The 24401-nt window shown below is 61.4% G+C and carries 29 protein-coding genes; 16 read left to right on the top strand and 13 right to left on the bottom strand.

Annotation, left to right across the window (positions count from 1 at the left end; translation table 11 throughout):
- Positions 1 to 223: 223 nt before the first annotated feature.
- A complete protein-coding gene (locus tag ORL50_RS16350) occupies positions 224 to 901 on the top strand; it encodes an SOS response-associated peptidase (protein ID WP_266016451.1) in 678 nt (225 codons plus the stop codon).
- A gap of 239 nt (positions 902 to 1140) precedes the next feature.
- Positions 1141 to 1413 carry a hypothetical protein gene (locus ORL50_RS16345; protein ID WP_266016450.1) on the top strand — a complete coding sequence of 91 codons (273 nt, stop codon included), beginning with the start codon at positions 1141 to 1143 and terminating at the stop codon, positions 1411 to 1413.
- Between the two features lie 67 nt (positions 1414 to 1480).
- On the opposite strand, the gene ORL50_RS16340 is transcribed toward ORL50_RS16345, so the two are convergent.
- From ORL50_RS16340 to ORL50_RS16330, 3 genes are read right to left on the bottom strand one after another with little or no spacing between them, the layout of a single operon-like run.
- The gene (locus ORL50_RS16340) at positions 1481 to 1627 is read right to left on the bottom strand and encodes a hypothetical protein (RefSeq protein ID WP_266016448.1); all 147 of its coding nucleotides are present in this window, start codon (positions 1625 to 1627) and stop codon (positions 1481 to 1483) included.
- A gap of 46 nt (positions 1628 to 1673) precedes the next feature.
- Positions 1674 to 1985, bottom strand: coding sequence for an AzlD domain-containing protein (locus ORL50_RS16335; protein WP_266016515.1), 312 nt, complete (start codon positions 1983 to 1985; stop codon positions 1674 to 1676).
- Entirely contained in the window at positions 1985 to 2686 is a 702-nt protein-coding gene (locus ORL50_RS16330) for an AzlC family ABC transporter permease (protein ID WP_266016446.1), read from the bottom strand. Before ORL50_RS16330 ends, ORL50_RS16335 begins: the two co-directional genes overlap by 1 nt.
- A 136-nt stretch (positions 2687 to 2822) precedes the next feature.
- Here ORL50_RS16330 and ORL50_RS16325 point away from each other — a divergent pair, with 136 nt between their 5' ends.
- A complete protein-coding gene (locus tag ORL50_RS16325) occupies positions 2823 to 3197 on the top strand; it encodes a DUF2784 domain-containing protein (RefSeq protein WP_266016445.1) in 375 nt (124 codons plus the stop codon).
- Positions 3198 to 3199: 2 nt separating this feature from the next.
- On the opposite strand, the gene ORL50_RS16320 is transcribed toward ORL50_RS16325, so the two are convergent.
- Positions 3200 to 4777, bottom strand: a complete 1578-nt coding sequence (locus tag ORL50_RS16320; protein ID WP_266016444.1) for a sensor domain-containing diguanylate cyclase — start codon at positions 4775 to 4777, stop codon at positions 3200 to 3202.
- 16 nt (positions 4778 to 4793) lie between these two features.
- On the bottom strand, positions 4794 to 5324 hold the full coding sequence (locus ORL50_RS16315) for a DUF3087 domain-containing protein (RefSeq protein WP_266016443.1): 531 nt from the start codon (positions 5322 to 5324) through the stop codon (positions 4794 to 4796).
- A 227-nt stretch (positions 5325 to 5551) separates the two neighbouring features.
- On the opposite strand from ORL50_RS16315, the gene ppnN reads away from it, so the two are divergent.
- Positions 5552 to 6925: a nucleotide 5'-monophosphate nucleosidase PpnN gene (ppnN, locus tag ORL50_RS16310; protein WP_266016441.1), complete on the top strand. Its 1374-nt coding sequence runs from the start codon at positions 5552 to 5554 to the stop codon at positions 6923 to 6925.
- Between the two features lie 71 nt (positions 6926 to 6996).
- Positions 6997 to 7437, top strand: a complete 441-nt coding sequence (locus ORL50_RS16305) for an NUDIX hydrolase (protein ID WP_266016440.1) — start codon at positions 6997 to 6999, stop codon at positions 7435 to 7437.
- 1128 nt (positions 7438 to 8565) lie between these two features.
- Here ORL50_RS16305 and ORL50_RS16300 read toward each other — a convergent pair.
- Positions 8566 to 9624, bottom strand: coding sequence for an alpha/beta fold hydrolase (locus ORL50_RS16300; protein ID WP_266016439.1), 1059 nt, complete (start codon positions 9622 to 9624; stop codon positions 8566 to 8568).
- A 329-nt stretch (positions 9625 to 9953) separates the two neighbouring features.
- On the opposite strand from ORL50_RS16300, the gene ORL50_RS16295 reads away from it, so the two are divergent.
- On the top strand, positions 9954 to 10178 hold the full coding sequence (locus tag ORL50_RS16295; protein ID WP_266016438.1) for a hypothetical protein: 225 nt from the start codon (positions 9954 to 9956) through the stop codon (positions 10176 to 10178).
- Between the two features lie 106 nt (positions 10179 to 10284).
- Here the strand turns inward: ORL50_RS16295 and ORL50_RS16290 are convergent, their stop codons facing one another.
- The 3 genes from ORL50_RS16290 to ORL50_RS16280 form a co-directional block, all read right to left on the bottom strand.
- Positions 10285 to 11712, bottom strand: a complete 1428-nt coding sequence (locus tag ORL50_RS16290) for an FAD/NAD(P)-binding protein (RefSeq protein ID WP_266016437.1) — start codon at positions 11710 to 11712, stop codon at positions 10285 to 10287.
- Between the two features lie 14 nt (positions 11713 to 11726).
- Entirely contained in the window at positions 11727 to 12431 is a 705-nt protein-coding gene (locus ORL50_RS16285; protein ID WP_266016436.1) for an AMP-binding protein, read from the bottom strand.
- A 204-nt stretch (positions 12432 to 12635) separates the two neighbouring features.
- Complete coding sequence (locus tag ORL50_RS16280) at positions 12636 to 13199, bottom strand: helix-turn-helix domain-containing protein (RefSeq protein ID WP_266016435.1); 564 nt, start codon at positions 13197 to 13199, stop codon at positions 12636 to 12638.
- On the opposite strand from ORL50_RS16280, the gene ORL50_RS16275 reads away from it, so the two are divergent.
- The 7 genes from ORL50_RS16275 (at position 13194) to ORL50_RS16245 (ending at position 20558) form a co-directional block, all read left to right on the top strand.
- Complete coding sequence (locus tag ORL50_RS16275) at positions 13194 to 14222, top strand: DMT family transporter (RefSeq protein WP_266016434.1); 1029 nt, start codon at positions 13194 to 13196, stop codon at positions 14220 to 14222. The two genes, ORL50_RS16280 and ORL50_RS16275, sit on opposite strands and share 6 nt — an antisense overlap.
- Positions 14223 to 14494: 272 nt before the next feature.
- Complete coding sequence (locus ORL50_RS16270) at positions 14495 to 17413, top strand: monovalent cation/H+ antiporter subunit A (protein WP_266016432.1); 2919 nt, start codon at positions 14495 to 14497, stop codon at positions 17411 to 17413.
- A complete protein-coding gene (locus ORL50_RS16265; protein ID WP_007986256.1) occupies positions 17413 to 17757 on the top strand; it encodes a Na+/H+ antiporter subunit C in 345 nt (114 codons plus the stop codon). Before ORL50_RS16270 ends, ORL50_RS16265 begins: the two co-directional genes overlap by 1 nt.
- Positions 17754 to 19439 (top strand): monovalent cation/H+ antiporter subunit D, encoded by a 1686-nt coding sequence (locus tag ORL50_RS16260; RefSeq protein WP_266016428.1) that lies wholly within the window; start codon positions 17754 to 17756, stop codon positions 19437 to 19439. Before ORL50_RS16265 ends, ORL50_RS16260 begins: the two co-directional genes overlap by 4 nt.
- Positions 19436 to 19924 carry a Na+/H+ antiporter subunit E gene (locus ORL50_RS16255; RefSeq protein WP_266016427.1) on the top strand — a complete coding sequence of 163 codons (489 nt, stop codon included), beginning with the start codon at positions 19436 to 19438 and terminating at the stop codon, positions 19922 to 19924. Before ORL50_RS16260 ends, ORL50_RS16255 begins: the two co-directional genes overlap by 4 nt.
- Positions 19921 to 20199, top strand: coding sequence for a K+/H+ antiporter subunit F (locus tag ORL50_RS16250; RefSeq protein ID WP_045060409.1), 279 nt, complete (start codon positions 19921 to 19923; stop codon positions 20197 to 20199). Before ORL50_RS16255 ends, ORL50_RS16250 begins: the two co-directional genes overlap by 4 nt.
- Complete coding sequence (locus tag ORL50_RS16245; protein WP_266016425.1) at positions 20196 to 20558, top strand: Na+/H+ antiporter subunit G; 363 nt, start codon at positions 20196 to 20198, stop codon at positions 20556 to 20558. Before ORL50_RS16250 ends, ORL50_RS16245 begins: the two co-directional genes overlap by 4 nt.
- A 15-nt stretch (positions 20559 to 20573) precedes the next feature.
- On the opposite strand, the gene ORL50_RS16240 is transcribed toward ORL50_RS16245, so the two are convergent.
- The 3 genes from ORL50_RS16240 to ORL50_RS16230 all read right to left on the bottom strand — a co-directional run bounded on the left by ORL50_RS16240 (position 20574) and on the right by ORL50_RS16230 (position 22722).
- Positions 20574 to 21011: a DUF3995 domain-containing protein gene (locus ORL50_RS16240; RefSeq protein WP_266016424.1), complete on the bottom strand. Its 438-nt coding sequence runs from the start codon at positions 21009 to 21011 to the stop codon at positions 20574 to 20576.
- A 73-nt stretch (positions 21012 to 21084) separates the two neighbouring features.
- Positions 21085 to 22101, bottom strand: a complete 1017-nt coding sequence (locus ORL50_RS16235; RefSeq protein WP_266016423.1) for an ABC transporter substrate-binding protein — start codon at positions 22099 to 22101, stop codon at positions 21085 to 21087.
- Between the two features lie 150 nt (positions 22102 to 22251).
- A complete protein-coding gene (locus ORL50_RS16230) occupies positions 22252 to 22722 on the bottom strand; it encodes a hypothetical protein (protein WP_266016422.1) in 471 nt (156 codons plus the stop codon).
- A gap of 375 nt (positions 22723 to 23097) precedes the next feature.
- Here ORL50_RS16230 and ORL50_RS16225 point away from each other — a divergent pair, with 375 nt between their 5' ends.
- The 3 genes from ORL50_RS16225 to ORL50_RS16215 all read left to right on the top strand — a co-directional run bounded on the left by ORL50_RS16225 (position 23098) and on the right by ORL50_RS16215 (position 24104).
- Complete coding sequence (locus tag ORL50_RS16225; RefSeq protein WP_266016513.1) at positions 23098 to 23346, top strand: hypothetical protein; 249 nt, start codon at positions 23098 to 23100, stop codon at positions 23344 to 23346.
- 158 nt (positions 23347 to 23504) lie between these two features.
- Complete coding sequence (locus tag ORL50_RS16220; RefSeq protein ID WP_266016421.1) at positions 23505 to 23735, top strand: hypothetical protein; 231 nt, start codon at positions 23505 to 23507, stop codon at positions 23733 to 23735.
- A 129-nt stretch (positions 23736 to 23864) separates the two neighbouring features.
- Positions 23865 to 24104, top strand: a complete 240-nt coding sequence (locus tag ORL50_RS16215) for a DUF2789 domain-containing protein (RefSeq protein WP_266016420.1) — start codon at positions 23865 to 23867, stop codon at positions 24102 to 24104.
- Positions 24105 to 24113: 9 nt separating this feature from the next.
- Here the strand turns inward: ORL50_RS16215 and ORL50_RS16210 are convergent, their stop codons facing one another.
- Entirely contained in the window at positions 24114 to 24317 is a 204-nt protein-coding gene (locus tag ORL50_RS16210) for a hypothetical protein (protein WP_266016419.1), read from the bottom strand.
- Positions 24318 to 24401: the final 84 nt, after the last annotated feature.

Below are 24401 nucleotides of genomic sequence, written 5' to 3'. Positions count from 1 at the left end.
CGAGCCTGGGCGAGGTGCCGAGTGGTGGGGCAAAAAGCGCTTTGGTTACTTTCGCGCTTTTCGAAAGTGACCCGCCGTAAGGGCGGAACCCTTAGAAGCCGTTACCGCAGCAACGGATATGTACGCCAAGCAAGATCAAAAGATCGCAGCCTCGTTTCACTCGACAGCTCCTACAGTCCTATAGGACATACAAACGCCGTAAGGGCGGAAAGAGGACCAATCTATGTGCGGACGCCTCACCCAATACCGCGGCATCCATGACTTCGTCGCGGCCCTGAGCATCCCCGACGCACTGATCAACCACGTCGGCAATGAACCCCTGGCTCGCTATAACGCCGCGCCAACCACCCGCCTCGCCCTGCTGCACCTGGAACCCGACGGTGTGCACGCCGACCTGGTGCGCTGGGGCTGGCGGCCGCACTGGGCCAAGGACCGTGCCCCGCCCATCAACGCCCGGGTGGAAAAGGTCGCCCATGGCCCCTACTTCCGCCCCATCTGGCCGCACCGGGCGATTGTGCCGGTGGACAATTGGTTCGAATGGGTCGACAGCGGCGAAGGCAAACAACCCTGGTTGATCCGCCGCAAGGACCGGGCGCCAGTCTACTGTGCGGCCATCGGCCAATTTCCTGCGGGCGACGCCGAACCCAACCCCGAGGACGGTTTTGTCATCCTGACCGCCGACAGCGCAGGCGGCATGCTCGACATCCACGATCGCCGCCCGATTGTGCTATCTGCCGAACTTGCCCAGGAATGGCTCGACCCCGCCACGCCCAAGGAACGCGCCGAGCAGATGGCCTTGTTTCAAGGCGAAGCCAGCGAAGTGTTCGAGTGGTTCCGAGTCAGCAAGGCAGTGGGTAATGTGCGTAACCAGGGACCAGAACTGATTGAACAACTTATGTAACTGCACAGCTAAATATGCAGGCATCTGCAACGTTACACAGAGTGTTTCAACAGCTTAACAAGCGAACGAAGCATGGCCATTTGCCGCGCCAACCGCCTGTCTGACATTTCGACTGTAATACATACATTCCGGGTCAGTGCCGCTAGCATGCGCGCCGCATTTCCATGGCCATTTCCTTGACTGACCGCAGAGTCAACAAGGACGGAAACCCAGTAACTCCAGCCTTGCAGAGAACCCAGTTGCGCGACGATTTTTACATCAGGCAAATCAGCAGCCTCGAGTGTGTCCACCTGTCGACCACCGAACGTTATCAACTCGATTGTTTCATCGGGCAATACATCAAGACCCGAAACCTGGCCTCGGTGCCCAATATCGACACCACCCTGCGCGCAACCTTGCAGCGCTACCCAGGCAAGCCTCCGGTGATGGTCAATGAGCTCAATGCCTGGATCGACAGGACCCTGGGCTATCGCGCGACGCACCCCGATTTCTCCCAGCTGGAAGATATCTGAGCGCACGGCTGCAGCGCGGCGGCTCTTGCAAACACAACTGCAGGCGCCGCCGCGAAGAAAACACGGTTCAAGGTTTCAGTGGACGTTCCTGATCACGCTCTGACAGCTCTCGGCTGTCGTCATGTTTCCAGTCCTGCTTCGAGCGCCTGTTCTGCTCTTGTATTTCTGCTTCGTCGGGTTCGTCCGGATCCGGACGCTTGGGTTCATTGGCCATGTTCACCTCTCATCCTGAAGGTCATCCACTCAAGCGTAGAACAGAATTACAGCCACCAGCGCAGCGCAAAGAAAAACGCCATGCTCAACAGCATGCTCAGCAAAGTGCTGCGGGACCACAGCACCAGCCCCACCGCCACCAGTGAGCTAAGCAGGTAGGGATTGTCCCACTGCAGGTTCAGTTGCTTTTCCGGCATGAACACGATGGGCCCGCAGATGGCGGTGAGCATGCCGGGTACGGCAAAACCGAGAAATTGCCGGGCGTTGCTGCTCAGGCGTACTGGCAAGCGCGGCTCCAGAAATACGTAGCGGTTGAGAAACACCAGCACGCCCATGCCGAAAATGACTGCCCAGACCATCATGCCGTTTGCCCCAGATAAAGTTTGTTGCACACAAATCCCGCCATCATTCCCGCCAGCCCCGCCAGTACCAGCGCCGAGCCCCATTGCCAGTAACTGAACAGCACCGAACAGAACAGCGCCACCGCGACGCACACCACGGTGGGCACGTTGCGCACCACGGGAGTGATCAGGGCGATGAAGGTCGCGGCGATCGAGAAGTCCAGGCCCAGGTGTTCCAGCCCAGGGATACTGCTGCCGAGCACGATGCCGGCCAGGGTGAAGAGATTCCAGGCGATATAGAACGTCAACCCGACCCCAAGGGCGTACCAGCGGTTGAACTGTTGCTTATCGTGCTGGCTAGTCAGGGCGAATAGCTCGTCGGTGAGCAAAAAGCCCAAGCCCACCCGCCAGCGCCCCGGCAGCGGCGAGATCACCGAGCGCAGGCTCATGCCGTAGAGCAAATGCTGGGAGGTCAGCAGCAGCGTGGTTAGCAGGATCGAGAAGATCCCCGCGCCGCCCTTAAGCATGCCAATGGCGACGAGTTGTGCGGCGCCGGCAAATACGATGCTCGACAAGCCCTGGCCTTGCAGGGGCGTAAGGTTGGCTTCGATGGCCATGGAGCCGGCCAGCAGGCCCCAGGGCGCGGTCGCCAGGGACAAGGGAAGGATCGCCACGGCGCCGCGCAAGAATGCGCTGCGGGGCATATGAGCGTTGGACATAGCGTTCTGCGACTGGAAAAAAGACCTGCAACTTTGCCAGTACTTACTCGCGAAGGCATGCACAATTTCCAGTTATTTGCCGCCCGTCGACCGAGTACCATGGCGCAGTCCATCCGGCACAACCAGGGAAGCCCCTATGCTCTACCGAATCGCCGCCGACGGGCTGGTGCTGTTTCATCTGCTGTTCATTCTGGTCGTGCTGTTTGGCGGGCTGCTGGTACTCAAATGGCGCCAGCTGGCGGTGCTGCACCTGCCTGCGGTCGCATGGGGCATCTCGGTGGAAGTCTTTCACCTGTTTTGCCCGCTCACCGAATGGGAGAACCGCATGCGCGACGCGGCCGGCCAGACCGGCTATGCCGGCGGTTTCGTCGAACATTACATCTGGCCGGCGATCTATCCGGCCGGCCTGACCCCGACTATCCAATTGGGGCTGGGCGCCGTGGTACTGGTGCTCAACCTCGGGATCTACCTGCGTCTGCTGCTGAAAATGCGCCCGGGGCCGCGCCGCTGAAGCTATTTGTCGATCACACTCATGTTGCGTCCACTGGCCTTGGCCACGTACAGCGCGCGGTCGGCGGATCGCACCAGGTCATCGGGCTGAGCGTGCGAAGCCGGATCCCAGGCGCAGACCCCAACGCTCACGGTGACCGTGCCTTCGACGCCCTCGCTGTGTTCGATCGCCGCCAATTGCACTGCCTGGCGGATTTTCTCCGCCACCAGGAACGCGCCGACATAGTCGGTACCCGGCAGCACCACCGTGAACTCCTCGCCGCCGTATCGCGCGGCCAGATCACCGGGGCGCTTGATGTGCGCGCTGATGATCGAGCTGATTTTGCGCAGGCACGCGTCGCCCGCCACGTGGCCGTACAGATCGTTGAAACGCTTGAAATGATCGACATCGATCATCAGTAGCGCGAGGTGGGTCTGGGTGCGTCGGGCGCGGCGCATCTCGGTGATGATGAACAAATCGAACTGGCGCCGGTTGGACAGTCCCGTCAGGGCATCTTCCAAGGCAATCAACTCCAGGCCGCGATTAACCTCCAGCAGCTTTTCCTGGGCGTCCAGCAGCACGCTCTGAATGTGGTTCTGCTGCTTCATCAAGCGGATCAGACGATACCCCAGCAGCCCCAACAGCCCGAGGAACAGGGCGACGATGCCGGCGCTGAGCCACGATTCCTCGCGCCAGCCGGTGAGTACTTCTTGCTGATTCAACGCGGTGAACACGATCAGCGGGTAACCCTCGACCCGACGAAAGCCGACCACCCGCTCCACCCCATCAACCACCGACCTGACCCTGGCCGTTCCGGAATCGCCCAGGGGCAGCAGTTGCTTGAACAGCGGACCATTGGCCACGCTGCTGCCGACTTCGGCTTCCTTGAACGGACGACGCACGACGATCGTCGCGTCATCGGCGATCAGGTTGATCACGCCGTTGCGGCCCATGTCGATGCTGTCGTAGAGCGCGAGAAAATGGCTCAGATGTATGGTCGCCAGGGCCACGCCAGCAAAGCTGCCGTCCGGATGACTGACCCGGCGCGACACGGTCATGATCCATTCGCCAGTGGATCGACTCTTGATCGACGGGCCGATGTGGGGCCCGCGATCAAGATGATCGCGGTGATAAATAAAGTACTCGCGGTCCGAATTATTGGCGTTCGGCAGGTCGGCGCCGTTGGAGTTGGCGATCCACTGCCCGCTCTGGTCGTAGACGAACAGGCCGTGCAGCTGGCTCAGCTCGCGACGCTGGACTGCCAGCAGGCGTTGCATCCTGGGCTGGCGAGCCGATTCGATGCCTTCGTTCTCCAGGCGCTCGACCAACGTCAGCAGCAGCGTGTCCGCCTGCTTGATCGACGCCTGCGCCTGCCAGGCCAGGGCCTGCGCAAGGTTGGACATCGCCACTTCCTTGTCCCGCAGGTGGTACTGGCGCGAACTCCAGACTTCCCAGCCGGCGATGGTGGTCATCGACAGGCACACGGCGATCAGGAAAAACACCAGTGAACGGATTTTCAGCCTGAACAACCCCTGGCCATCGTTCAATAGCACGGCCGGCTGGGTATTATCGAGATGCTCGTTGATGGACATTTGTCCCATGTCACTCCCTGACCTCTTATGGTTTCGACGTCTGCTTCACGGCGTCGATCCAGGCGGGATCCAGTCGTGTCTGCCCGATGTCGATGCCCAGCGCTTCCATTCGCGCCTTGTGCTGGTCGATCTCGCGGTTCAATTGCCCGTGGTCGCTGGAGTTGCCGTCCAGCTCGTGCATCTGGGTCAGGCCCAGATGATAGAAGCGTAGCAACTTCAGCGCGCGGGGGTCATCGCGTTCCACCGCAGCGGTGACCTGGTGCATGACATTGGTCACGCTCATCAGGCTGCGCTTGAGCTGCCAGCCATAGACGGCTGCGGCCATCCACGGCTGGTTCCAGAACACTGAACGCATCAACGCGACCATCAGCAACACCGCCACGAACACCCCGCCGACGTTGAAGCGCATGTTGTCGCCGCCGGGTTCGCCGAACACGGCCACCGCCACCGTCGACAGCAGCATCGCCAGCACCAGGAACACCAGGGCAATAATCACCGTGCTGCGCCGAGTCTGTTGTCGATAGGTCTGGGCGTTCATCGGCTGGATTTCGAACATTGCGACGGGGTTCCTTGCTCAGGTAATAGATTCAGGGGCAAAAGACTGCGGGGCATTATCGCCTTCCCGACAGATTTAGCTATGCTGGAGCTCCTTTTCATCTTTTCATCGTCAAAGGGCAACGTGGCGATACTGCGCAGTTCGTGCCATCTTCTTTCATGGATACACACTATTCGGATGCCATTGGCCGGTCCCCGTGCGAGTGACATCGTTTTAAGGATCACTGAATGACCCAACGACATGTAATCAACGCCTCTGTCAGCCCTAAAGGCAGCCTGGAAACCCTTTCTCAACGTGAAGTGCAGCAACTGAGCGAAGCCGGATCCGGCAGCACCTACACCCTCTTCCGCCAGTGCGCCCTGGCCATCCTCAACACCGGCGCGCATGTTGATAATGCCAAGACCATTCTCGAAGCCTACAAGGACTTCGAAATCCGCATTCACCAGCAGGACCGTGGCGTGCGTCTCGAACTGCTGAACGCCCCGGCCAATGCGTTCGTCGATGGCGAAATGATCGCCAGCACCCGGGAAATGCTCTTCAGCGCCTTGCGCGACATCGTCTACACCGAAAACGAACTGGACAGCCAGCGCATCGACCTGAGCAGTTCCCAGGGCATCAGCGACTACGTCTTCCACCTGCTGCGCAACGCCCGCACCCTGCGTCCCGGTATCGAGCCGAAGATCGTGGTGTGCTGGGGTGGCCATTCGATCAACACCGAAGAATACAAGTACACCAAGGAAGTCGGCCATGAACTGGGCCTGCGCAGCCTGGACATCTGCACCGGTTGCGGCCCCGGCGTAATGAAAGGCCCGATGAAGGGCGCCACCATCGCCCACGCCAAGCAGCGGATTCACGGTGGCCGCTACCTGGGCCTGACCGAGCCCGGGATCATCGCCGCCGAAGCGCCGAACCCGATCGTCAACGAACTGGTGATCCTGCCGGACATCGAAAAACGCCTGGAAGCCTTCGTGCGAGTCGGCCACGGCATCATTATCTTCCCGGGCGGCGCCGGCACCGCCGAAGAGTTCCTGTACCTGCTCGGGATCCTGATGCACCCGGACAACAAAGGCCTGCCATTCCCGGTGATCCTCACCGGGCCAAAACATGCGGCGCCTTACCTGGAGCAGCTTGACGCGTTCGTTGCCGCCACCCTTGGCGAGGCGGCGAAACAGCATTACGAAATCATCATCGACGACCCGGCCGAAGTGGCCCGGCAGATGACCCAGGGCCTCAAGGCGGTCAAGCAGTTCCGCCGCGAGCGTAACGATGCGTTCCACTTCAACTGGCTGTTGAAGATCGACGAAAGCCTGCAACGCCCGTTCGATCCGACCCACGAAAACATGGCCAACCTCAACCTGAGCCGCGACCTGCCGGCCCACGAACTGGCCGCCAACCTGCGCCGGGCGTTTTCCGGCATCGTTGCCGGCAACGTCAAGGACAAGGGCATCCGCCTGATCGAAGAACATGGGCCCTATCAGATCCGTGGCGATGCGGCGGTCATGCAGCCGCTGGATCAACTGCTCAAGGCCTTCGTGGCCCAGCACCGGATGAAACTGCCGGGCGGCGCGGCGTATGTGCCGTGTTATCGCGTGGTTGCATAGCCCGCAGGCCTGTCCTGTAATATCGCGAGCCGAAGCCATTGCTTCGGCTCGCTGCTTTTCAGGGAATGACAATGCGACAACGTAATGCTGCACGACTGCTGGTGATAAACCCGTCGAACGAGGTGCTGCTCTTTCGGTTCCAGCACCAGGGCGATGCACTCGACGGCCGTGACTACTGGGCGACACCGGGTGGCGGTGTTGAAGAGGGAGAGAGCTTCGAGGCTGCTGCGGTTCGTGAACTGCGCGAAGAAACCGGGCTGCAGGTAGACGACGTGGGCACCTGCGTGGCCGAGCGTAACTTTACGATGATGTTACCCAGCGGCGAGACCGTGTTGTCGGTGGAGCGCTATTACGTGGTGCGTTCCCGGTATGAGCAATTGACGCGTGATGGCTGGACGGCAGATGAGGCACGGGTGATGACCGAGCACAAGTGGTGGTCGGTCGATGAGTTACAGCAAACCCGCGAAACGGTATGGCCGGAACGCCTGATCGAAATGATCAAAAGTGCCTGAATTGCGCAAGCCGCCGGGGGAGTTATTCCTGTAGGAGTCTGGCTCTGTAGAAGCCTGGCTTGCCAGCGATAGCGCCCGCAAGATCGCCATCGCCGGCAAGCCGGGCTCCTACGGGTCTGTGGCGAGCCAAAATCAAGCGTACCCCCGGATCCACCGTAGGAGCCTGGCTTGCCAGCGATAGCGCCCGCGAGATCGCCATCGCCAGCAAGCCGGGCTCCTACGGGTCTGTGGCGAGCCAAAATCAAGCGTACCCCCGGATCAACCGTAGGAGTCTGGCTTGCCAGCGATGGCGCCTGCAAGATCGCCATCCCCGGCAAGCCGGGCTCGTACGAGTCTGTGGCGAGCCAAAATCAAGCGTACCCCCGGATCAACCGTAGGAGCCTGGCTTGCCAGCGATAGCGTCCGCGAGATCGCCATCGCCGGCAAGCCGGGCTCCTACGGGTCTGTGGCGAGCCAAAATCAAGCGTACCCCCGGATCAACTGTAGGAGTCTGGCTCGCCAGCGATAGCGCCCGCAAGATCGCCATCGCCGGCAAGCCGGGCTCCTACGGGTCTGTGGCGAGCCAAAATCAAGCGTACCCCCGGATCCACCGTAGGAGTCTGGCTTGCCAGCGATAGCGCCCGCGAGATCGCCATCGCCGGCAAGCCGGGCTCCTACGGGTCTGTGGCGAGCCAAAATCAAGCGTACCCCCGGATCAACCGTAGGAGCCTGGCTCGCCAGCGATAACGCCCGCAAGATCGCCATCGCGGGCAAGCCTTGCTCCCACGGGTCTGTGGCGAGCCAAATCAAGCGTACCCCCGGATCAACTGTAGGAGCCTGGCTTGCCAGCGATAGCGCCCGCGAGATCGCCATCGCCGGCAAGCCGGGCTCCTACGGGTCTGTGGCGAGCCAAAATCAAGCGTACCCCCGGATCCACCGTAGGAGCCTGGCTTGCCAGCGATAGCGCCCGCAAGATCGCCATCGCCGGCAAGCCGGGCTCCTACGGGTCTGTGGCGAGCCAAAATCAAGCGTACCCCCGGATCAACCGTAGGAGCCTGGCTTGCCAGCGATAGCGCCCGCAAGATCGCCATCGCCGGCAAGCCTTGCTCCCACAGACAGGTCTCCTCCCAGGCGATGGTCGCTCATCCGTCACAGGTTATCGGCATCAATCACCGCCTTGGCAAAGGCCTGCGGGTCTTCCTGTGGCAGGTTGTGGCCGATTCCGCCCTTGATCAGGCGGAACTCGTACTTGCCGGTAAAACGTTGCGCATAGTCTTCGGGAGCTGGATGCGGTGCGCCGTTGGCGTCGCCTTCGAGGGTGATGGTCGGGACGCTGATGGACGGCGCCTTGGCCAGTTTCTGCTCCAGGGCTTCGTACTGGCTTTCACCCTGGACCAACCCCAGGCGCCAGCGGTAATTGAAGACCGTGATCGCGACGTGGTCGGGGTTATCCAGGGCCGCCGCGCTGCGCTGGAACGTGGCGTCGTCGAAGGTCCACTTCGGTGAGGCCAGTTCCCAGATCAATTTGGCAAAGTCATGGCGATTTTTTTCATACCCGGCCTGGCCACGGTCTGTCGCGAAATAAAATTGGTACCACCACTGCAACTCGGCCTTGGGCGGTAATGGATTTTTGCCCGCGGCCTGGTTACCAATCAGATAGCCGCTGACCGCCACCAACGCCTCCGCCCGCTCCGGCCAGAGTGCCGCCACGATGTCCGCCGAACGCGCGCCCCAATCGTAGCCACCCAGCACTGCACGCTTGATTTTCAGCGCGTCCATGAAGTCGATCACATCACTGGCCAATGCGGCCGGCTGGCCGTTGCGCAGAGTCTTATCGGAGAGAAAATGCGTATCGCCGTAGCCCCGCGCATACGGCATGAGCACGCGATAACCCTGCGCCGCGAGCAGTGGCGCCACCTCGGAATAGCTGTGAATGTCATAAGGCCAGCCATGCAGCAGAATGACCACCGGGCCGTCAGCCGGCCCCACCTCGGCATAAGCGACATTGAGCAATCCGGCCTGCACGTGCTTCAACGGGCCAAACACGGGAGAGGGATCGACCTTGACGCTGACCGCAGCTGCGGGTGTGCTGGCCTGCACATTGGCCACACCGAGGGCACCCAACTGCAGCATGACCGCAGCAAGTAGCGAAGAACCGACCAGGCGCCGGCGTTGAGTGGATCTAATGTTCGACAAGGCGTTGTTCACGTCAGGGTGCTCCTGCAGGTGGCGGATGAGAGGGCTGCTCTCGCTGCAGCCGATTAAGCCGGGCTGAGGTATCTGCCTTGTGTCGCAAAACCCGCGTGATTGCGGCATAAGGTGTCCGACGGGGCGATGGATACAGTCCGATACAAAATGATCGGCGAACGGGTCGGCAATTACCTGAAGAAATGTTCTCGAAGCCTCGGCGCGACAGGACTGAACCCGCACTCGCGGATCAACGTCCTTGATAAAGACTATGCGCACGGGTGTTTTTTCATCAGGGGGCTCCAGCCCTACAGTGGCCACATCTTCTTCCCACGTTCTGGAGCTACCTCATGAAAACTATCATCGGTGTTGGATTTGCCCTGTCGGTCCTCGGTGCCACTTCGGCCATGGCCGCGCCCCATGCAACTTCGCAGGTCGTTGCTGCGGCGACGGTTACCCAACCGGCGACGTTGAACGTCAATACCGTGGGCATTGAGCGCAAGGATGTTCAGGCGAGCAAACTGTATGTGGCTGAGAACCGCCCTGAATTCGGCTCGAAGTATCAGCGTTATTGATTTGCGCGTCGCCACTGTAGGAGCGAGCCTGCTCGCGATGGCGGGCTCAGATTCAGCATTGATGTGAGCCGACTGACGCCATCGCGAGCAAGCTTTGCTCCTACAGTTATTGAGTGAGTCTGAGGGCCAGCGCTTTGGCCTGCAGCGCCACGTCCGTCACCGCTGTACTTTCCCACCACATGCCACGCAACGGCGGCCCCATGGCGAACAGCCGGCCGCAGACTCCTCCGTCAGCGCCGATCACCGCGCCGTCCACCGCCGCCGCGATTCCCAGCGCCAGCGGTCCAGGCTGGATCAAGCCGCGGGCCAGCAACTGCCTGGGCAGAGGTCGCGCCACCCGCCGCCAGTCATATTCGATGCCACTGGAATTGATCAACGCCGCCCCCCTGACCACACATTCCACCGACTCACCGCGGCGGCGAATGCGGATGCCCACCCCATGCCCCGACGAAGGCTCAAGCCCCTTGAACGACGCTGCCTGAATCCGCAGCCGCCCTTCCCCATGCAACCGCGCCACCAACTCGGCGCTCAAGGGCGGCGAGCGATGGTGATGGCTTTCCCACCAAGGGCGCACGTGCCGCACGAACTGCCGACGTTGCTCGTCCGTTGCCTGGCTCCACAGGCGTGGAATGTGCACCCGCACCGTATCCAACGGCGCTTGCCAGTCGATACCCTGGGCGATGGCGTGCCGACAATGCCGGCGCAGTTCGCGAACCAGTTGCCGCGGCGTACGAATGCCCTGGTCTTCGGCGAGAAAGTCGGGCCAGGCCGGTGGCTGACGGCGTACATGGGGCAGCAGGCCGTGCCGGGAAAACACTTCGATCGGTCCACGGTGTCCGGCCTGCTCCAACGAGACCACGGCATCCACCATGGTCAGCCCGGAGCCGATGATCAAGACCGTCGACTGCGGATCCAGCTGGCGCATCGCAGCCACGTCCCATGGATCGAGTGCCGCGGCGTTCAAACCGCTCGATTGGGTCTGGGGCGTGCGTGCGGCGGGAAACATTCCGGTGGCCAGCACCGCGAAAGCGCCCTGCAGGCGTTGCCCATCGCTCAAGATCAGTCGCACGCCATCGGCCAAGTGCTCCAGGTCTACCACCTGCGCCTGCACGTGTTCGACACTTGATCCGTTCACCGCGCCCAGCGCCCGGGCTTGCGCCAGACGTTGTTGCACATACTCGCCGAACAGCCCGCGTGGCGGGAACAACTGGCTGATCGGCACATGCTGCTGATCGGACTCAGGCCAGCCGCCCGCCGCGATATGCTCGGTCAGCCACTGCGTCAGGTCGTCGGCATTGTCCGGATCGACGCTCATCCGCGCCGCGTTACCGTTAAGCGTGTGGCCCAGTTCGACCGCGCTGTAGGCCTCGCCCCGACCCAGCTCGGGCCGGGGTTCGATCACCAGCACCGAGCGTTTGCCCGGCAGGCGCAGCAGCTGCACGGCCAACATCGCGCCACTGAGGCCGCCGCCGATGATCAGGATGTCAGCTTGGCGGATGGCGTCGTTGGCCTGCCCGCGCGGGATTTCACTCATGGCGTTCTCACAGATCAGTGTTTTCCTGAATGGAAGTCATGGGACGATAATAAGCGCCAAATCCGCGGGAGCGTCATCAAGCAGTACCAAAGTAGCGATGGCGGGCCTGCGCCTCGATCGCGGCGGGCGCTGTCAGGGCTTTGCGTAAACGCCAGGACATGGCCGCCGTGCAGCCACTGTTCGAGCAGCTCGCCGAGGCCGTCCGCCTCCTCGCAGCGGATCTGCGGGTACTGGCCCCAACGCAGGAAGTGATGAGCAGATTCACTCGGGCCCAGCAATTCGTCGAAGTCCAGCAGCGCCAAGCCGAACTGTCGCCGGTGGGGCGCACCCGGCAGGAAAGCGTGACTGGCCCGGCTGCGCAGGAGCGCTGGCTGCAGTGACTCGGCATTCCCGGCATCCGGCATGCTCAGCACCTGGCCGCCATTGCGCAACGCTGCCAAGGCCAGCAGTACCTGGTCCGGCGCGCGAGTACCACTCACGGCCAGCCGCGATGCCTGGCTGAAACCCTGCTGGCGCAAGCCATCGGCCAAACGTTCGACATCGCGCAACACGTCGATCCAGCGCCACACCTGCCATTGCCCGCGACGTTGCTGCCACAGCGCCGGCTGCAGCGGACTGACCTGGGCCCTGCGCTGTAACTGTCCCAGGGCACGGGGAGCGCTGATTAAATATTGGTTGAAGTGCGCATCGGCTTGAGATTTGAGTGGGTGCACGCTCATGGGAATAACCCTCTGTTCATGGGCAAAAGCGTGCAGTGGTCCGCTGGGCTGGTGGGGTGCTGCAGTTCTGAAAGTTACCCAGACAATGCAGATCCCGTGCCTCGTTTCAAACCGCTGGATTTCGGGGGATTGTCTGCAGATTCGGTTTAGAAGCTGCACTCGCAATCAGCCAAAGTGTTGATCTACTGTTGCCAAGCCAACAGTTCAGATCACCACGTTACGCACGAAACGCGCGGCGACCTCGCCGTCATTGCGATAGGAGTGCGGCTGGTTGCTGGCAAACATGTAGAACTCCCCGGCTGCGATGGTGTGCGGCACATCACCGAGCATCAGCGTCAGGCAACCTTCAAACACGTAGAGCTGTTCGCTCCAGCCATCGGCATCAGGTTCGGAGGGATAGTGCTCGCCCGGTTCCAGGCGCCACTCCCAGAGTTCCACCGCGCGGGTGGCACTGGCCTTGGACAGCAACACCGCCTTGCTGCCAGGAATGGTTCCGGCCCAGGCCAGTTCATTGATGCGACTCGGATCGCGGGCATCGGGGGCCTGGATCAGGTCGCTGAACGCGACGTCGAGGGCTTCGGCGACTCGATCGAGGGTAGTCAGGCTGACGTTCTTTTCACCCGCCTCGATCGCCACCAGCATCCGCCGGCTGACCCCGGATTTTTCCGCGAGCGCCGTCTGGCTCATATCGGCGGCATGCCGCAGGCGCCGGACATTGAGGCTGACGTGTTGCAGGACCGAGGCCCTTTGCGTGGAATCTTTGTGCACTATATTGCTCACTCGGTAGGGTTGGGCAGTATACTGCGCAACATTCGACGCATTGTGCGTCCCCCTCAGGTAGCGCGCAAGGACATGACGTCAGTGAACTCTCCCCACAATACTTCTCTGCGCTTCTCGCGATTCAGCAAGGCCGAGTGCGTGCTGGTGTTGATCACCATGGTCTGGGGCGGGACTTTCCTGCTGGTACAACATGCGATGACTGTCAGCGGACCGATGTTTTTCGTCGGCCTGCGATTCGCTGCCGCCGCCCTCATCGTCGCACTGTTTTCCTGGCGGCACCTGCGTGACCTGACGCTGTTCGAGCTCAAGGCCGGATCCTTCATCGGCGTGGCGATCATGCTCGGCTATGGCTTGCAGACGGTGGGGTTGCAGAGCATTCCGAGCAGCCAGTCGGCGTTCATAACCGCGCTGTATGTGCCCTTTGTACCGTTGTTGCAATGGCTGGTGCTGGGGCGGCGTCCGGGCCTGATGCCGAGCATCGGGATCATGCTGGCGTTCACCGGGTTGATGTTGCTGTCGGGGCCCGCTGGGGCTTCGTTGAATTTCAGCCCGGGGGAAATTGCCACCCTCATCAGCGCCGTGGCGATTGCTGCGGAAATCATTCTGATCAGTACCTTTGCCGGTCAGGTCGATGTGCGCCGGGTGACCGTGGTGCAATTGGCGGTGACCTCGGTGCTGTCGTTCCTGCTGGTGGTGCCGACCCAGGAACCTATTCCGGACTTTTCCTGGTTGCTGCTGTGCAGCGCCCTGGGCCTGGGGGCAGCCAGCGCGGCGATTCAGGTGGCGATGAACTGGGCCCAGAAAAGCGTCTCGCCGACCCGCGCCACGTTGATCTATGCCGGTGAGCCGGTATGGGCAGGAATTGTCGGGCGGATTGCCGGGGAGCGTTTGCCGGCGATTGCCCTGGTGGGCGCGGGTTTGATTGTGGCGGCGGTGATCGTCAGTGAGTTGAAGACCAAGGGTAAGGTGGTGGTGGCGGCTGAAGACCTGGAGAGGGAAACCCTGCGCTAACCGGCAATATTTGCGGCGGTTGACCGATAGTCTTCGCGGGCAAGCCCGCTCCCACAGTTGATCTGCGGCATACACAAATCCTGCATTCACCGAAGATCCTCTGTGGGAGCGGGCTTGCTCGCGAAGAGGCCAGACGTGCATGTCACAGAATGTCAAACCAGCAAATGCGGGACTTTTCCGCAACCCGTGTAGGATTCTGCCACAGGTTCGCGTTTGGTAATCTGCGGACTGGCACGTATGATGCTTCACAAACCTCCGCAGATTAGAAGCCTATGTCCCTGATAGTTCTACTGCTTCTGCCCTTTATCGGCAGCTGTGTGGCGGCCATGCTGCCGCACAACGCGCGTAACACCGAATCATTGCTCGCTGGCCTGGTCGCTCTCATAGGCACCATCCAGGTCGGCTTGCTGTACCCGCAAATCGCCGACGGCGGCGTGATTCGCGAGGAGTTTTTCTGGCTGCCCAGCCTTGGGCTGAACTTCGTCCTGCGCATGGACGGCTTCGCCTGGCTGTTCTCCATGCTGGTGCTGGGCATCGGCACCCTGGTCTCGCTGTACGCTCGTTACTACATGTCACCGGACGATCCGGTACCGCGCTTCTTCGCGTTTTTCCTGGCGTTCATGGGCGCCATGCTCGGGCTCGTGATCTCCGGCAACCTGATCCAGATCGTGTTCTTCTGGGAGCTGACCAGCCTCTTTTCATTCCTGCTGATCGGCTATTGGCACCACCGCGCCGATGCGCGACGCGGCGCCTACATGGCGCTGATGGTCACGGGCGCCGGCGGTTTGTGCCTGCTGGCGGGGGTTATCCTGCTTGGCCATGTGGTTGGCAGCTATGACCTGGACAAGGTCCTGGCCGCCGGCGAGCTGATTCGCGCACATGCCCTTTATCCTGTTCTGCTTCCCCTGATCCTGATCGGCGCCCTGAGCAAAAGCGCGCAATTCCCCTTTCACTTCTGGCTGCCCCATGCCATGGCGGCACCGACTCCGGTCTCGGCCTATCTGCACTCGGCGACCATGGTCAAGGCCGGGGTGTTCCTGCTGGCGCGACTCTGGCCGTCATTGTCCGGCAGTGAAGAATGGTTCTACATCGTCAGCGGCGCCGGAGCCTGCACCCTGTTGCTGGGCGCGTACTGCGCAATGTTCCAGAACGACCTCAAGGGTCTGTTGGCCTACTCGACCATCAGCCACCTGGGCCTGATCACCCTGCTGCTGGGCCTGAACAGCCCGCTGGCCGCTGTGGCTGCGGTGTTTCACATCCTCAACCACGCCACCTTCAAGGCGTCGCTGTTCATGGCCGCCGGGATCATCGACCACGAAAGTGGCACCCGCGACATTCGCAAGCTCAGTGGCCTGATCCGACTGATCCCCTACACCGCCACGCTGGCCATGGTTGCCAGCGCCTCCATGGCCGGCGTGCCGCTGCTTAACGGTTTCCTGTCAAAAGAGATGTTCTTCGCCGAAACCGTATTCATCAATGCCACGGCCTGGGTCGAAATGACCTTGCCGATCGTCGCGACCATTGCCGGGACTTTCAGCGTCGCCTACTCGCTGCGTTTTACCGCCGACGTGTTCTTCGGCCCGACTGCCACCGACCTGCCCCACACCCCGCACGAGCCGCCACGCTGGATGCGGGCGCCGGTTGAATTGCTGGTGTTCGCCTGCCTGGTCGTTGGGATTTTCCCGGCTCAGGTCGTGGGGCCACTGCTGGCCGCCGCTGCGCTGCCCGTGGTCGGCGGCGTTTTGCCGGAATACAGCCTGGCCATCTGGCACGGCTGGAATGCGCCGATGATCATGAGCCTGATTGCCATGACCGGCGGCATCGTTCTCTACCTGCTGCTGCGCAACCAGCTCAAGCGCGGACGCTTCAAGTACCCGCCGCTGATTGGTCGCTTCAACGGCAAGCGCCAGTTCGAACGCAGCCTGGTGGTGATGATGCGCCTGGCGCGACGCCTGGAGCGGCGGATCAGCACCAAGCGCCTGCAGACCCAGCTGTTCCTGGTGGTGCTCGCCGCCGTGCTGGTCGGCCTGATCCCGATGCTGCACGGCAGCCTGACCTGGGGCGACCGGCCGAAAATTCCTGGCTCGGCGGTATTCGTCACCCTCTGGCTTCTGGCGATCGCCTGTGCCCTGGGCGCCGCCTGGCAGGCCAAGTATCACCGGTTGGCAGCCCTGACCATGGTCAGCGTTTGTGGCCTGATGACCTGTATCACCTTCGTCTGGTTCTCCGCGCCGGACCTGGCCCTGACGCAACTGGTGGTCGAAGTGGTGACCACGGTCCTGATCCTGCTCGGCCTGCGCTGGCTGCCGCGGCGGATCGAAGAGGTCTCGCCCTTGCCAAGCACCTTGCGCAAGGCACGCATCCGGCGCCTGCGCGACTTGCTGTTGTCGACCGCCGTCGGTGGCGGCATGGCGCTGTTGTCCTACGCCATGCTGACGCGCCAGACGCCCAACGACATCTCCTCGTTCTACCTCAGCCGCGCCTTGCCCGAAGGCGGCGGCAGCAACGTGGTCAACGTGATGCTGGTGGATTTCCGCGGCTTCGACACCCTTGGAGAAATCACCGTGCTGGCCGCCGTGGCGCTGACCGTATTCGCCCTGTTGCGACGCTTCCGCCCACCGAAAGAAAGCCTGCAATTGCCGGCTCAGCAGCGCCTGCTGGCGCCCGACGTGGTGACCGACCTGGTCAACCCGCGCCAGGCCAGCGACACCGCCCTGGGCTTTATGATGGTGCCGGCGGTGCTGGTGCGCCTGCTGCTGCCGATCGCCTTCGTAGTGTCGATCTACCTGTTCATGCGCGGCCACAACCAGCCCGGTGGCGGGTTCGTGGCCGGGCTGGTGATGTCGGTCGCGTTCATCCTGCAATACATGGTCGCCGGGACCCAGTGGGTCGAGGCGCAAATGAGCCTGCGGCCACTGCGCTGGATGGGCACCGGGCTGTTGTTCGCCACGGTCACCGGGCTTGGGGCAATGGCCGTCGGGTATCCATTCCTGACCACCCATACCTGGCATTTCGACCTGCCGGTGTTCGGCGCCATCCACATCGCCAGCGCCCTGTTCTTCGACATTGGCGTGTACTCGGTGGTCGTGGGTTCGACCTTGCTGATCCTCACCGCCCTCGCCCACCAGTCGGTCCGTGGACACAAGACTGCGGCCCTGCCCAAATCCGTCGCCAGTAAAGGAGCCGTCTGATGGAAGAAGTCATCGCAATCGCCATCGGCGTCCTGGCTGCCTCCGGTGTGTGGCTGATCCTGCGACCGCGAACGTTCCAGGTGGTCATGGGCCTGTGCCTGCTGTCCTACGGCGTCAACCTGTTCATCTTCAGCATGGGCAGCCTGTTCATCGGCAAGGAACCGATCATCAAGGACGGCGTGCCCCAGGACCTGCTGCACTACACCGACCCATTGCCGCAAGCGCTGGTGCTGACCGCCATCGTCATCAGCTTCGCCATGACCGCACTGTTCCTGGTGGTGCTGCTGGCTTCCCGGGGCCTGACCGGAACCGACCATGTGGACGGCCGGGAGCCTAAGGAATGAACCTGATGCCGCACCTGATCGCCGCACCCATTTTGCTGCCGCTGCTGACCGCTGCGGTGATGCTGATGCTCGGGGAAAAACACCGCCCGCTGAAGGCCAGGATCAACCTGTTCTCCAGCCTGGTGGGCCTGGGCATTGCCGTCCTGTTGCTGCAATGGACCATGCAGACCGGCATTCCCGGTTCCATCGGCGTGTACCTGCCGGGTAACTGGCAGGCACCCTTCGGCATCGTACTGGTGGTCGATCGGCTCTCGGCAATGATGCTGGTACTGACCGGGATCATCGGCGTCAGCGCCCTGCTGTTTGCGATGGCCCGCTGGGATGGTGCCGGGTCGAGCTTCCACGCGCTGTTCCAGATCCAGATGATGGGGCTGTATGGCGCGTTCCTGACCGCCGACCTGTTCAACCTGTTCGTGTTCTTCGAAGTGCTGCTGGCCGCCTCCTACGGGCTGATGCTGCACGGCTCGGGACGCTCTCGAGTCTCGGCCGGCTTGCATTACATTTCGATCAACCTACTGGCCTCGTCGTTGTTCCTGATTGGCGCGGCGCTGATCTACGGGGTCACCGGCACCCTCAACATGGCCGACCTGGCGCTGAAAATCCCCCTGGTGCCAGAGGCCGATCGCGGCTTGTTGCACGCCGGCGCGGCGATTCTGGCGGTGGCGTTTCTGGCCAAGGCCGGCATGTGGCCGCTGAATTTCTGGCTGGTCCCGGCCTATTCCGCCGCCAGCGCCCCAGTGGCGGCGATGTTTGCGATCATGACCAAGGTCGGCGTCTACACCTTGCTGCGCCTGTGGACCCTGCTGTTTTCCGGGCAAGCCGGGGCGTCGGCGTATTTTGGCGGCGACTGGCTGATCTACGGCGGCATGGCGACCATTGTCTGCGCGGCGGTGGCGATCATTGCCGCCCAGCGCCTGGAACGCCTGGCCAGCCTGAGCATCCTGGTGTCGGCAGGGATTCTGCTGGCGTCCATTGGCTTCGCCCAGCCCAAGCTGATTGGCGCGGCGCTGTTCTACCTGGTCAGCTCGACCCTGGCGCTAAGCGCCCTGTTCCTGCTGGCGGAGTTGATCGAACGTTCGCGCTCGGCCAATGAAATACCGCTGTTCGATGACGGCGACTTGCTGCCACGGCCCATGGAATCCCTGCAGCCGGCCAAAGGCATCAACCTCGATGATGAACAGAAAGCCGTAGTCGGCCAGGTCATTCCCTGGACCATGGCCTTCCTGGGCCTGAGCTTTATCGCCTGCTCCCTGCTGATCATCGGCATGCCGCCGCTTTCGGGGTTTATCGGCAAGCTCGGCTTGCTGCACGCCCTGCTCAACCCCATGGGCCTGGGCAGTGGCAGCGACGAACCGGTGTCGAATGCCGCGTGGGGCCTGCTGGCACTGCTGATCATCTCGGGGCTGACATCGCTGATCGCCTTCTCGCGCCTGGGCATCCAACGTTTCTGGACGCCGGAGGAGCGCCCTTCACCGCTACTGCGGCGTTTTGAATGCGTGCCGATCTTCGCGTTGCTCGGTCTGAGCATAGCGCTGACCTTCAAGGCCGAGCCGCTGCTGCGCTACACCCAGGCCGCGGCAGACGCCCTGAACAATCCCCAGCAGTACGTGATGGCGGTGCTCGGCACTCGCGCCGTGCCCAGCCCCGAAGCAAAAGCGGCGATTGCGGAGGTGCGCCCATGAAACGCCTGTTTCCTGCACCCTGGCTGACGCTGGCCCTGTGGGTCTTGTGGCTGGCGCTGAACCTGTCGATCAGCCCGGGTAATGTGCTGCTGGGCGCGATTCTCGGCGTCTGCGCACCGCTGATGATGCGCAAGTTGCGGCCACTGCCGGTGCGCATTCGCCGGCCCGGGGTGATCCTGCGCCTGTTCCTGCTGGTGGGTCGTGACGTGGTGGTATCCAATCTGGCAGTCGCCTGGAGCGTGCTCAATGCCGGCCGCCGACCGCCGCGCTCGCGCTTCATCAAGGTGCCGCTGGACCTGCGCGACGCCAATGGCCTGGCGGCTTTGTCGATGATCACCACGGTGGTCCCCGGCACCGTCTGGTCGGAGTTGGCGCTGGACCGCAGCATTCTACTGCTGCATGTGTTCGACCTGGATGACGAAGCGCTGTTCATCGAGCACTTCAAGGCGACCTACGAACGCCCCCTGATGGAGATCTTCGAATGAGCCCGTTGCTATCGAATGCGATCCTGCTGAGCCTGTTCATCTTCTCGCTGGCCATGGTCCTGACCCTGATCCGGCTGTTCAAGGGCCCTTCGGCACAAGACCGGGTACTGGCGCTGGACTACCTGTACATCGTGGCGATGCTGATGATGCTCACCCTCGGGATCCGGTATGCCAGTGACACCTACTTCGAGGCAGCGCTGCTGATCGCGCTGTTCGGCTTCGTCGGCTCATTTGCCCTGGCGAAATTCCTCCTGCGCGGCGAGGTGATCGAATGAACGCGGAACTGTCTTTGTGGATTGAAGTGCCGGTGGCGATCCTGCTGGTGCTCAGCAGCCTGTTTGCGCTGGTCGGGGCCGTCGGGCTGCTGCGCATGAAGGATTATTTCCAGCGCATGCATCCGCCAGCACTGGCTTCGACACTAGGCGCCTGGAGCGTGGCGCTGGCCTCGATCATCTACTTCTCGGCGCTCAAGTCGGCGCCCGTGCTGCACGCCTGGCTGATCCCGATCCTGCTGGCGCTGACGGTGCCGGTCACCACCTTGCTGCTGGCTCGGGCAGCATTGTTTCGCAAGCGCATGGCCGGGGATGACGTGCCTGCCGAGGTCAGTAGCCGGAGCATGGAAAGCGGGAGTTGAGCCGCGGGCCACTGCTCAGATCCATGCCACTGCCAGCAACCCCGCCCCCAGCACCACACACAACGGCGAATACGCCCAGGTATCCAGGCGGGCAAATTGCGAATTCTTTACCTGCTTGAAAAACCCCACCAGGTTCGAATCGCCGATCGCCCGGGCGAACATCAGCATCGCAATGGCACTGATCACCCATTGCAGCGACCAGTGATGTACCGTCGGCAGGTACAGGCCGACCCGCAGGCACACCAGCATCGCTATCAGCAACAGGCCGACCGCCACCAGCAGCGTGGCGAACCCTGAAGGCTTGAAGGCCGGCCTGGAGCCTTGGGCGCCCTCCTCCGGCACTCGCGGCACTGCGGCCTCGCTGCCCAACTTGCCACCTGCCGCCCAGTACAGGTGGACCAGGCTGATCAGGAGGAAGATGGCAGCCATCCATTGCGCAATTACCAGGCTCATAGTCAAACTTCCAGCGTGAAATGTCGGCGCAGGATGAACCTCCCCGCACGATTATGTAAGGGCAGGCCCAAACTCACTTCAACTCGGCAGCCACTTTGGCGGCGACATCCTTGGGCACCCAGGCCTGCCACACCTGCGGATGCGCCTTCATGAACGCTTCGGCGGCCTGACGCGGCGCCGTGTGTTTTTCGCTCATATCAGCCAACGCCTTGTTTAACGGATCGATCGGGAAATCGACCTTGCTGAAAAACTCGGCAATCTGCGGGTATTGCTTCTGGAATGGGGTGGACACGCCGATCGACAGCTTCGAGGCCAGCGAACGGGTCGGCTGTGGGTTTGGATTGTCGGCGTCGGTGAGGGTCTTCCAGGCTTCGGCATTGAACGGCGGTTCTTCCAGTTGGATCAACTTGAAGCGTCCGAGCAACGGCGTAGGCGACCAGTAATAGAACAGGATCGGCTTGCCCCGACGAATAGAAGAACTGATCTCGGCATCCAGGGCCGCCCCGGAGCCGCTGCGAAAGTTCACGTAGCTGTCGTCCAGCCCATAGGCCTTGAGCTTCTGTTTGTTGACCACCTCGGAAGTCCAGCCGATCGGGCTGTTGAGAAAACGGCCCTTGCCGGGGGATTCCGGATCGCTGAACACGTCCTTGTACTTGGGCAGGTCGCTGACGCTGCGCAGGTCTGGCGCCACGGCCTTGATGCCCTTGGCCGGATCGCCCTTGATCACATACTCCGGCACCCACCAACCTTCAGTCGCACCTTTGACCGTATCGCCCAGGCTCACCACCTTGCCTTCGGCCTCAGCCTTGACCCAGACCGGACTGCGCCCGGCCCATTCCTCACCGATCACTTGGATATCGTTGTTGGCCAGCGCGGTTTCCAAGGTGATGGTGGTCCCTGGCAACGTATCGGTAGGCAGCCCGTAGCCCTTCTCGACAATGATCCGCAGGATATCGGTGATCAGGCTGCCACTTTCCCAGTTCAGGTCGGCGAAATGGATGGGCGCCTGGGCAGCAGCCACCGGACCGGATGAAACGAACAATGCGCCAGTGGCCAGGACAGCGGCCAGCAACCGTCGTAATCCTTTCATGCTTTGCACCTCGTGCTGTTCACAGCAATAGCAGGATGGCCGGGCAGAAGACCGCAAGCCTCAAAATACTCAGTCCACTGACTGTAGTAGAGGTTCCTGTTTTCGAGGGGCATGAATCAATATTAGGAAATTTCCTGCAGCAGCGACCGATTACTCGCTGGCCTTGAAGGTCACCAGTTCACCCTTGCGCCACTTGGCGGCCTTGGCGGTGACAGCCTTGAGCGTCTTGGTCAAACCTTCCTGCAACTGCTGGTTAGCGGCAAACACCATCACCACGCTATGGCCTTCCTTGAACACGATGCCGTGGCCATCAGCCGTGGTCACGAACGCGTAATCGCCCAAGCCGTAAACGGTCAGTTTGATTTCGCGAAACTTGATATCCAGTTTGCCGCCTTCGCGACTGGGCAGCACAGAGGCGCTGAAGTGATCGCCGACCTTGAGCTTGAGGCCTGGTTTGTCATCGACGACCAGCGACTCTTCGGTGTCGATTTCGGCAATGTAGATGCCTTCGGCGTTTTGTTCGGTGATGTAAACGAAACGTGATTGAAATTGTTTAACCAGCTTTGCGCGCAGATCACCCAGCACGAACAAAGCATGCATATCGAGATTACTTACTGCCAAGGAAACATCCCCACATCTGAAATGACGCCGCACGCGAAACTGGCGCACGGCAGAAAATAGCGGCAATGCCGAAATGACACATGAACCGAGTTGAATTCCCGGACGAGCAGAATAATGGAATACCACCCACGTCGTCCTGCCTGGCGTTCTTCAAGACTTGAAGGAAAACGCCTTTTTTTACGCCGGAGAAAACGGACTATCAACTTTAGGGAAAAATCCCTTTGAAAAAAGCACTTTTCCGACAGATCGCCAGGCAAAAATTGCTTTAGATAGGCGCGGACGCCCGGCACTGCGGGTGATTCTAGAGCAGCGAAGCTCTTGGAGACTACCCATAACGACGTACAGACGTCGGTTAACCCACGAAAAGGACTTCATATGTGCACACAAACACACTTCAGCCAACAGTTTCACCCCTCTTCCAATCACCTGCAGGCCCTCAATCGGCCAAGTTTTGCCGACTTTCACGAGCAGCCTTCCGGCCCTGAAGAGCCACGCTTCCAGGTGGTTCTGGCCGGAAGTGCCTTTTTCCATATCAAAGAAATTTCCACTGGTCATGTAAGAGGTTTCCGCGCCAACCATAATGAAGCCTGCGCCCTCGCCCGTTCACTTGAATCACGCCGCTGAGCGTTCCCTCCATTTTCTTCGACAGGCGTTTCGTCATGCCGGCGACTTATCTCAGCCGCCGGCAGGCAACTGCTGCCATACTGCCCGACCAATGAAAGTCGCCCCACCGGCGGGCGACGTTCTAAAACAACAGAATATTCTCAAGGGAAGGCTGCGACGTGACGGAATTTGATATCGGCGAATTTTTTATCCGGGGCGACGTCAGGGAAGTCGAAGGCGAATTCCAGGCAGTCATCATCATGCGTGCCAAACCGCCGCTGACCACTGTCACCTTTCACCAGGTCGAAAAAGACCGCTGGTTCAAGACTGCCGACGTTGCCGCCACCGCCGCCAAGGAAGCAGCCAAGGCACTCAAACTCGCGGTCGACGAAGGCGCGTTAAAAGCCTGAAAATCAGTTTGCAGTCTATGCTTGCCCTGCTTTCGAACATCGCTATCGAACTCCTGGAGCGCGGCCGCCTCAGATGCAATGAGCCGTACTTCAGCACTCGCACTCGACGCGACACTCAAGGAGATCAACATGGATGCACCTACACATGATTTGAAAGGCCTGTTTGACCAACTAGGCCTGGATTCCAGCGAGAAGGCTATCGACGACTTCATCGCCAGCCACTCCCCCCTCCCCGACGACAAGAAACTCATCGACGCCGATTTCTGGACTCCGCAGCAGGCCGGTTTCCTCAAAGAACAATTGCGTGAGGATGCTGACTGGGCGCGGGTGGTCGACGACCTCAACCTGCGCATGCACCAGGTTCACTAAGCAGCGCACTCAATGCAGGCTGCCAGGTTGGGCGGCGCTCAATTGCGCCAACCAGGCAGCCTTGCACTCCTGGGCTTCATTACGACTGGCAAATGCCGTCCCGCGCCGCTCTCCGTTGAGCAGGACCACCCAGCACACGCTTTGCCCCATCGCCCGCAGATTCGAAGGCACCGCGCTGCCAATCATCACCGCGACATCCACTTTGCTTTGCATATTGCCTCGCTCAATTCATTAGCCGCCTAACGATATCGTCAGGTTAATGAGTTTCCTTGCGAGGAAACAGCAACGCCGCTGCAC

The organism is Pseudomonas sp. RIT-562 (assembly GCF_026241895.1).
GTDB lineage: Bacteria > Pseudomonadota > Gammaproteobacteria > Pseudomonadales > Pseudomonadaceae > Aquipseudomonas > Aquipseudomonas mandelii_F.
The sequence above is the reverse complement of the archived record's forward strand: the minus strand, read 5'-3'. Positions and strand labels throughout refer to the sequence as shown.

Coding starts and splice junctions, on each gene's coding strand:
- ORL50_RS16350 (WP_266016451.1), top strand. CDS start 224: ATGTGCGGACGCCTCACCCAATACCGCGGCATCCATGACTTCGTCGCG.
- ORL50_RS16340 (WP_266016448.1), bottom strand. CDS start 1,627: ATGGCCAATGAACCCAAGCGTCCGGATCCGGACGAACCCGACGAAGCA.
- ORL50_RS16335 (WP_266016515.1), bottom strand. CDS start 1,985: ATGGTCTGGGCAGTCATTTTCGGCATGGGCGTGCTGGTGTTTCTCAAC.
- ORL50_RS16330 (WP_266016446.1), bottom strand. CDS start 2,686: ATGTCCAACGCTCATATGCCCCGCAGCGCATTCTTGCGCGGCGCCGTG.
- ORL50_RS16325 (WP_266016445.1), top strand. CDS start 2,823: ATGCTCTACCGAATCGCCGCCGACGGGCTGGTGCTGTTTCATCTGCTG.
- ORL50_RS16320 (WP_266016444.1), bottom strand. CDS start 4,777: ATGGGACAAATGTCCATCAACGAGCATCTCGATAATACCCAGCCGGCC.
- ORL50_RS16315 (WP_266016443.1), bottom strand. CDS start 5,324: ATGTTCGAAATCCAGCCGATGAACGCCCAGACCTATCGACAACAGACT.
- ppnN (WP_266016441.1), top strand. CDS start 5,552: ATGACCCAACGACATGTAATCAACGCCTCTGTCAGCCCTAAAGGCAGC.
- ORL50_RS16305 (WP_266016440.1), top strand. CDS start 6,997: ATGCGACAACGTAATGCTGCACGACTGCTGGTGATAAACCCGTCGAAC.
- ORL50_RS16295 (WP_266016438.1), top strand. CDS start 9,954: ATGAAAACTATCATCGGTGTTGGATTTGCCCTGTCGGTCCTCGGTGCC.
- ORL50_RS16290 (WP_266016437.1), bottom strand. CDS start 11,712: ATGAGTGAAATCCCGCGCGGGCAGGCCAACGACGCCATCCGCCAAGCT.
- ORL50_RS16285 (WP_266016436.1), bottom strand. CDS start 12,431: ATGAGCGTGCACCCACTCAAATCTCAAGCCGATGCGCACTTCAACCAA.
- ORL50_RS16270 (WP_266016432.1), top strand. CDS start 14,495: ATGTCCCTGATAGTTCTACTGCTTCTGCCCTTTATCGGCAGCTGTGTG.
- ORL50_RS16265 (WP_007986256.1), top strand. CDS start 17,413: ATGGAAGAAGTCATCGCAATCGCCATCGGCGTCCTGGCTGCCTCCGGT.
- ORL50_RS16260 (WP_266016428.1), top strand. CDS start 17,754: ATGAACCTGATGCCGCACCTGATCGCCGCACCCATTTTGCTGCCGCTG.
- ORL50_RS16255 (WP_266016427.1), top strand. CDS start 19,436: ATGAAACGCCTGTTTCCTGCACCCTGGCTGACGCTGGCCCTGTGGGTC.
- ORL50_RS16250 (WP_045060409.1), top strand. CDS start 19,921: ATGAGCCCGTTGCTATCGAATGCGATCCTGCTGAGCCTGTTCATCTTC.
- ORL50_RS16245 (WP_266016425.1), top strand. CDS start 20,196: ATGAACGCGGAACTGTCTTTGTGGATTGAAGTGCCGGTGGCGATCCTG.
- ORL50_RS16240 (WP_266016424.1), bottom strand. CDS start 21,011: ATGAGCCTGGTAATTGCGCAATGGATGGCTGCCATCTTCCTCCTGATC.
- ORL50_RS16235 (WP_266016423.1), bottom strand. CDS start 22,101: ATGAAAGGATTACGACGGTTGCTGGCCGCTGTCCTGGCCACTGGCGCA.
- ORL50_RS16225 (WP_266016513.1), top strand. CDS start 23,098: ATGTGCACACAAACACACTTCAGCCAACAGTTTCACCCCTCTTCCAAT.
- ORL50_RS16215 (WP_266016420.1), top strand. CDS start 23,865: ATGGATGCACCTACACATGATTTGAAAGGCCTGTTTGACCAACTAGGC.
- ORL50_RS16210 (WP_266016419.1), bottom strand. CDS start 24,317: ATGCAAAGCAAAGTGGATGTCGCGGTGATGATTGGCAGCGCGGTGCCT.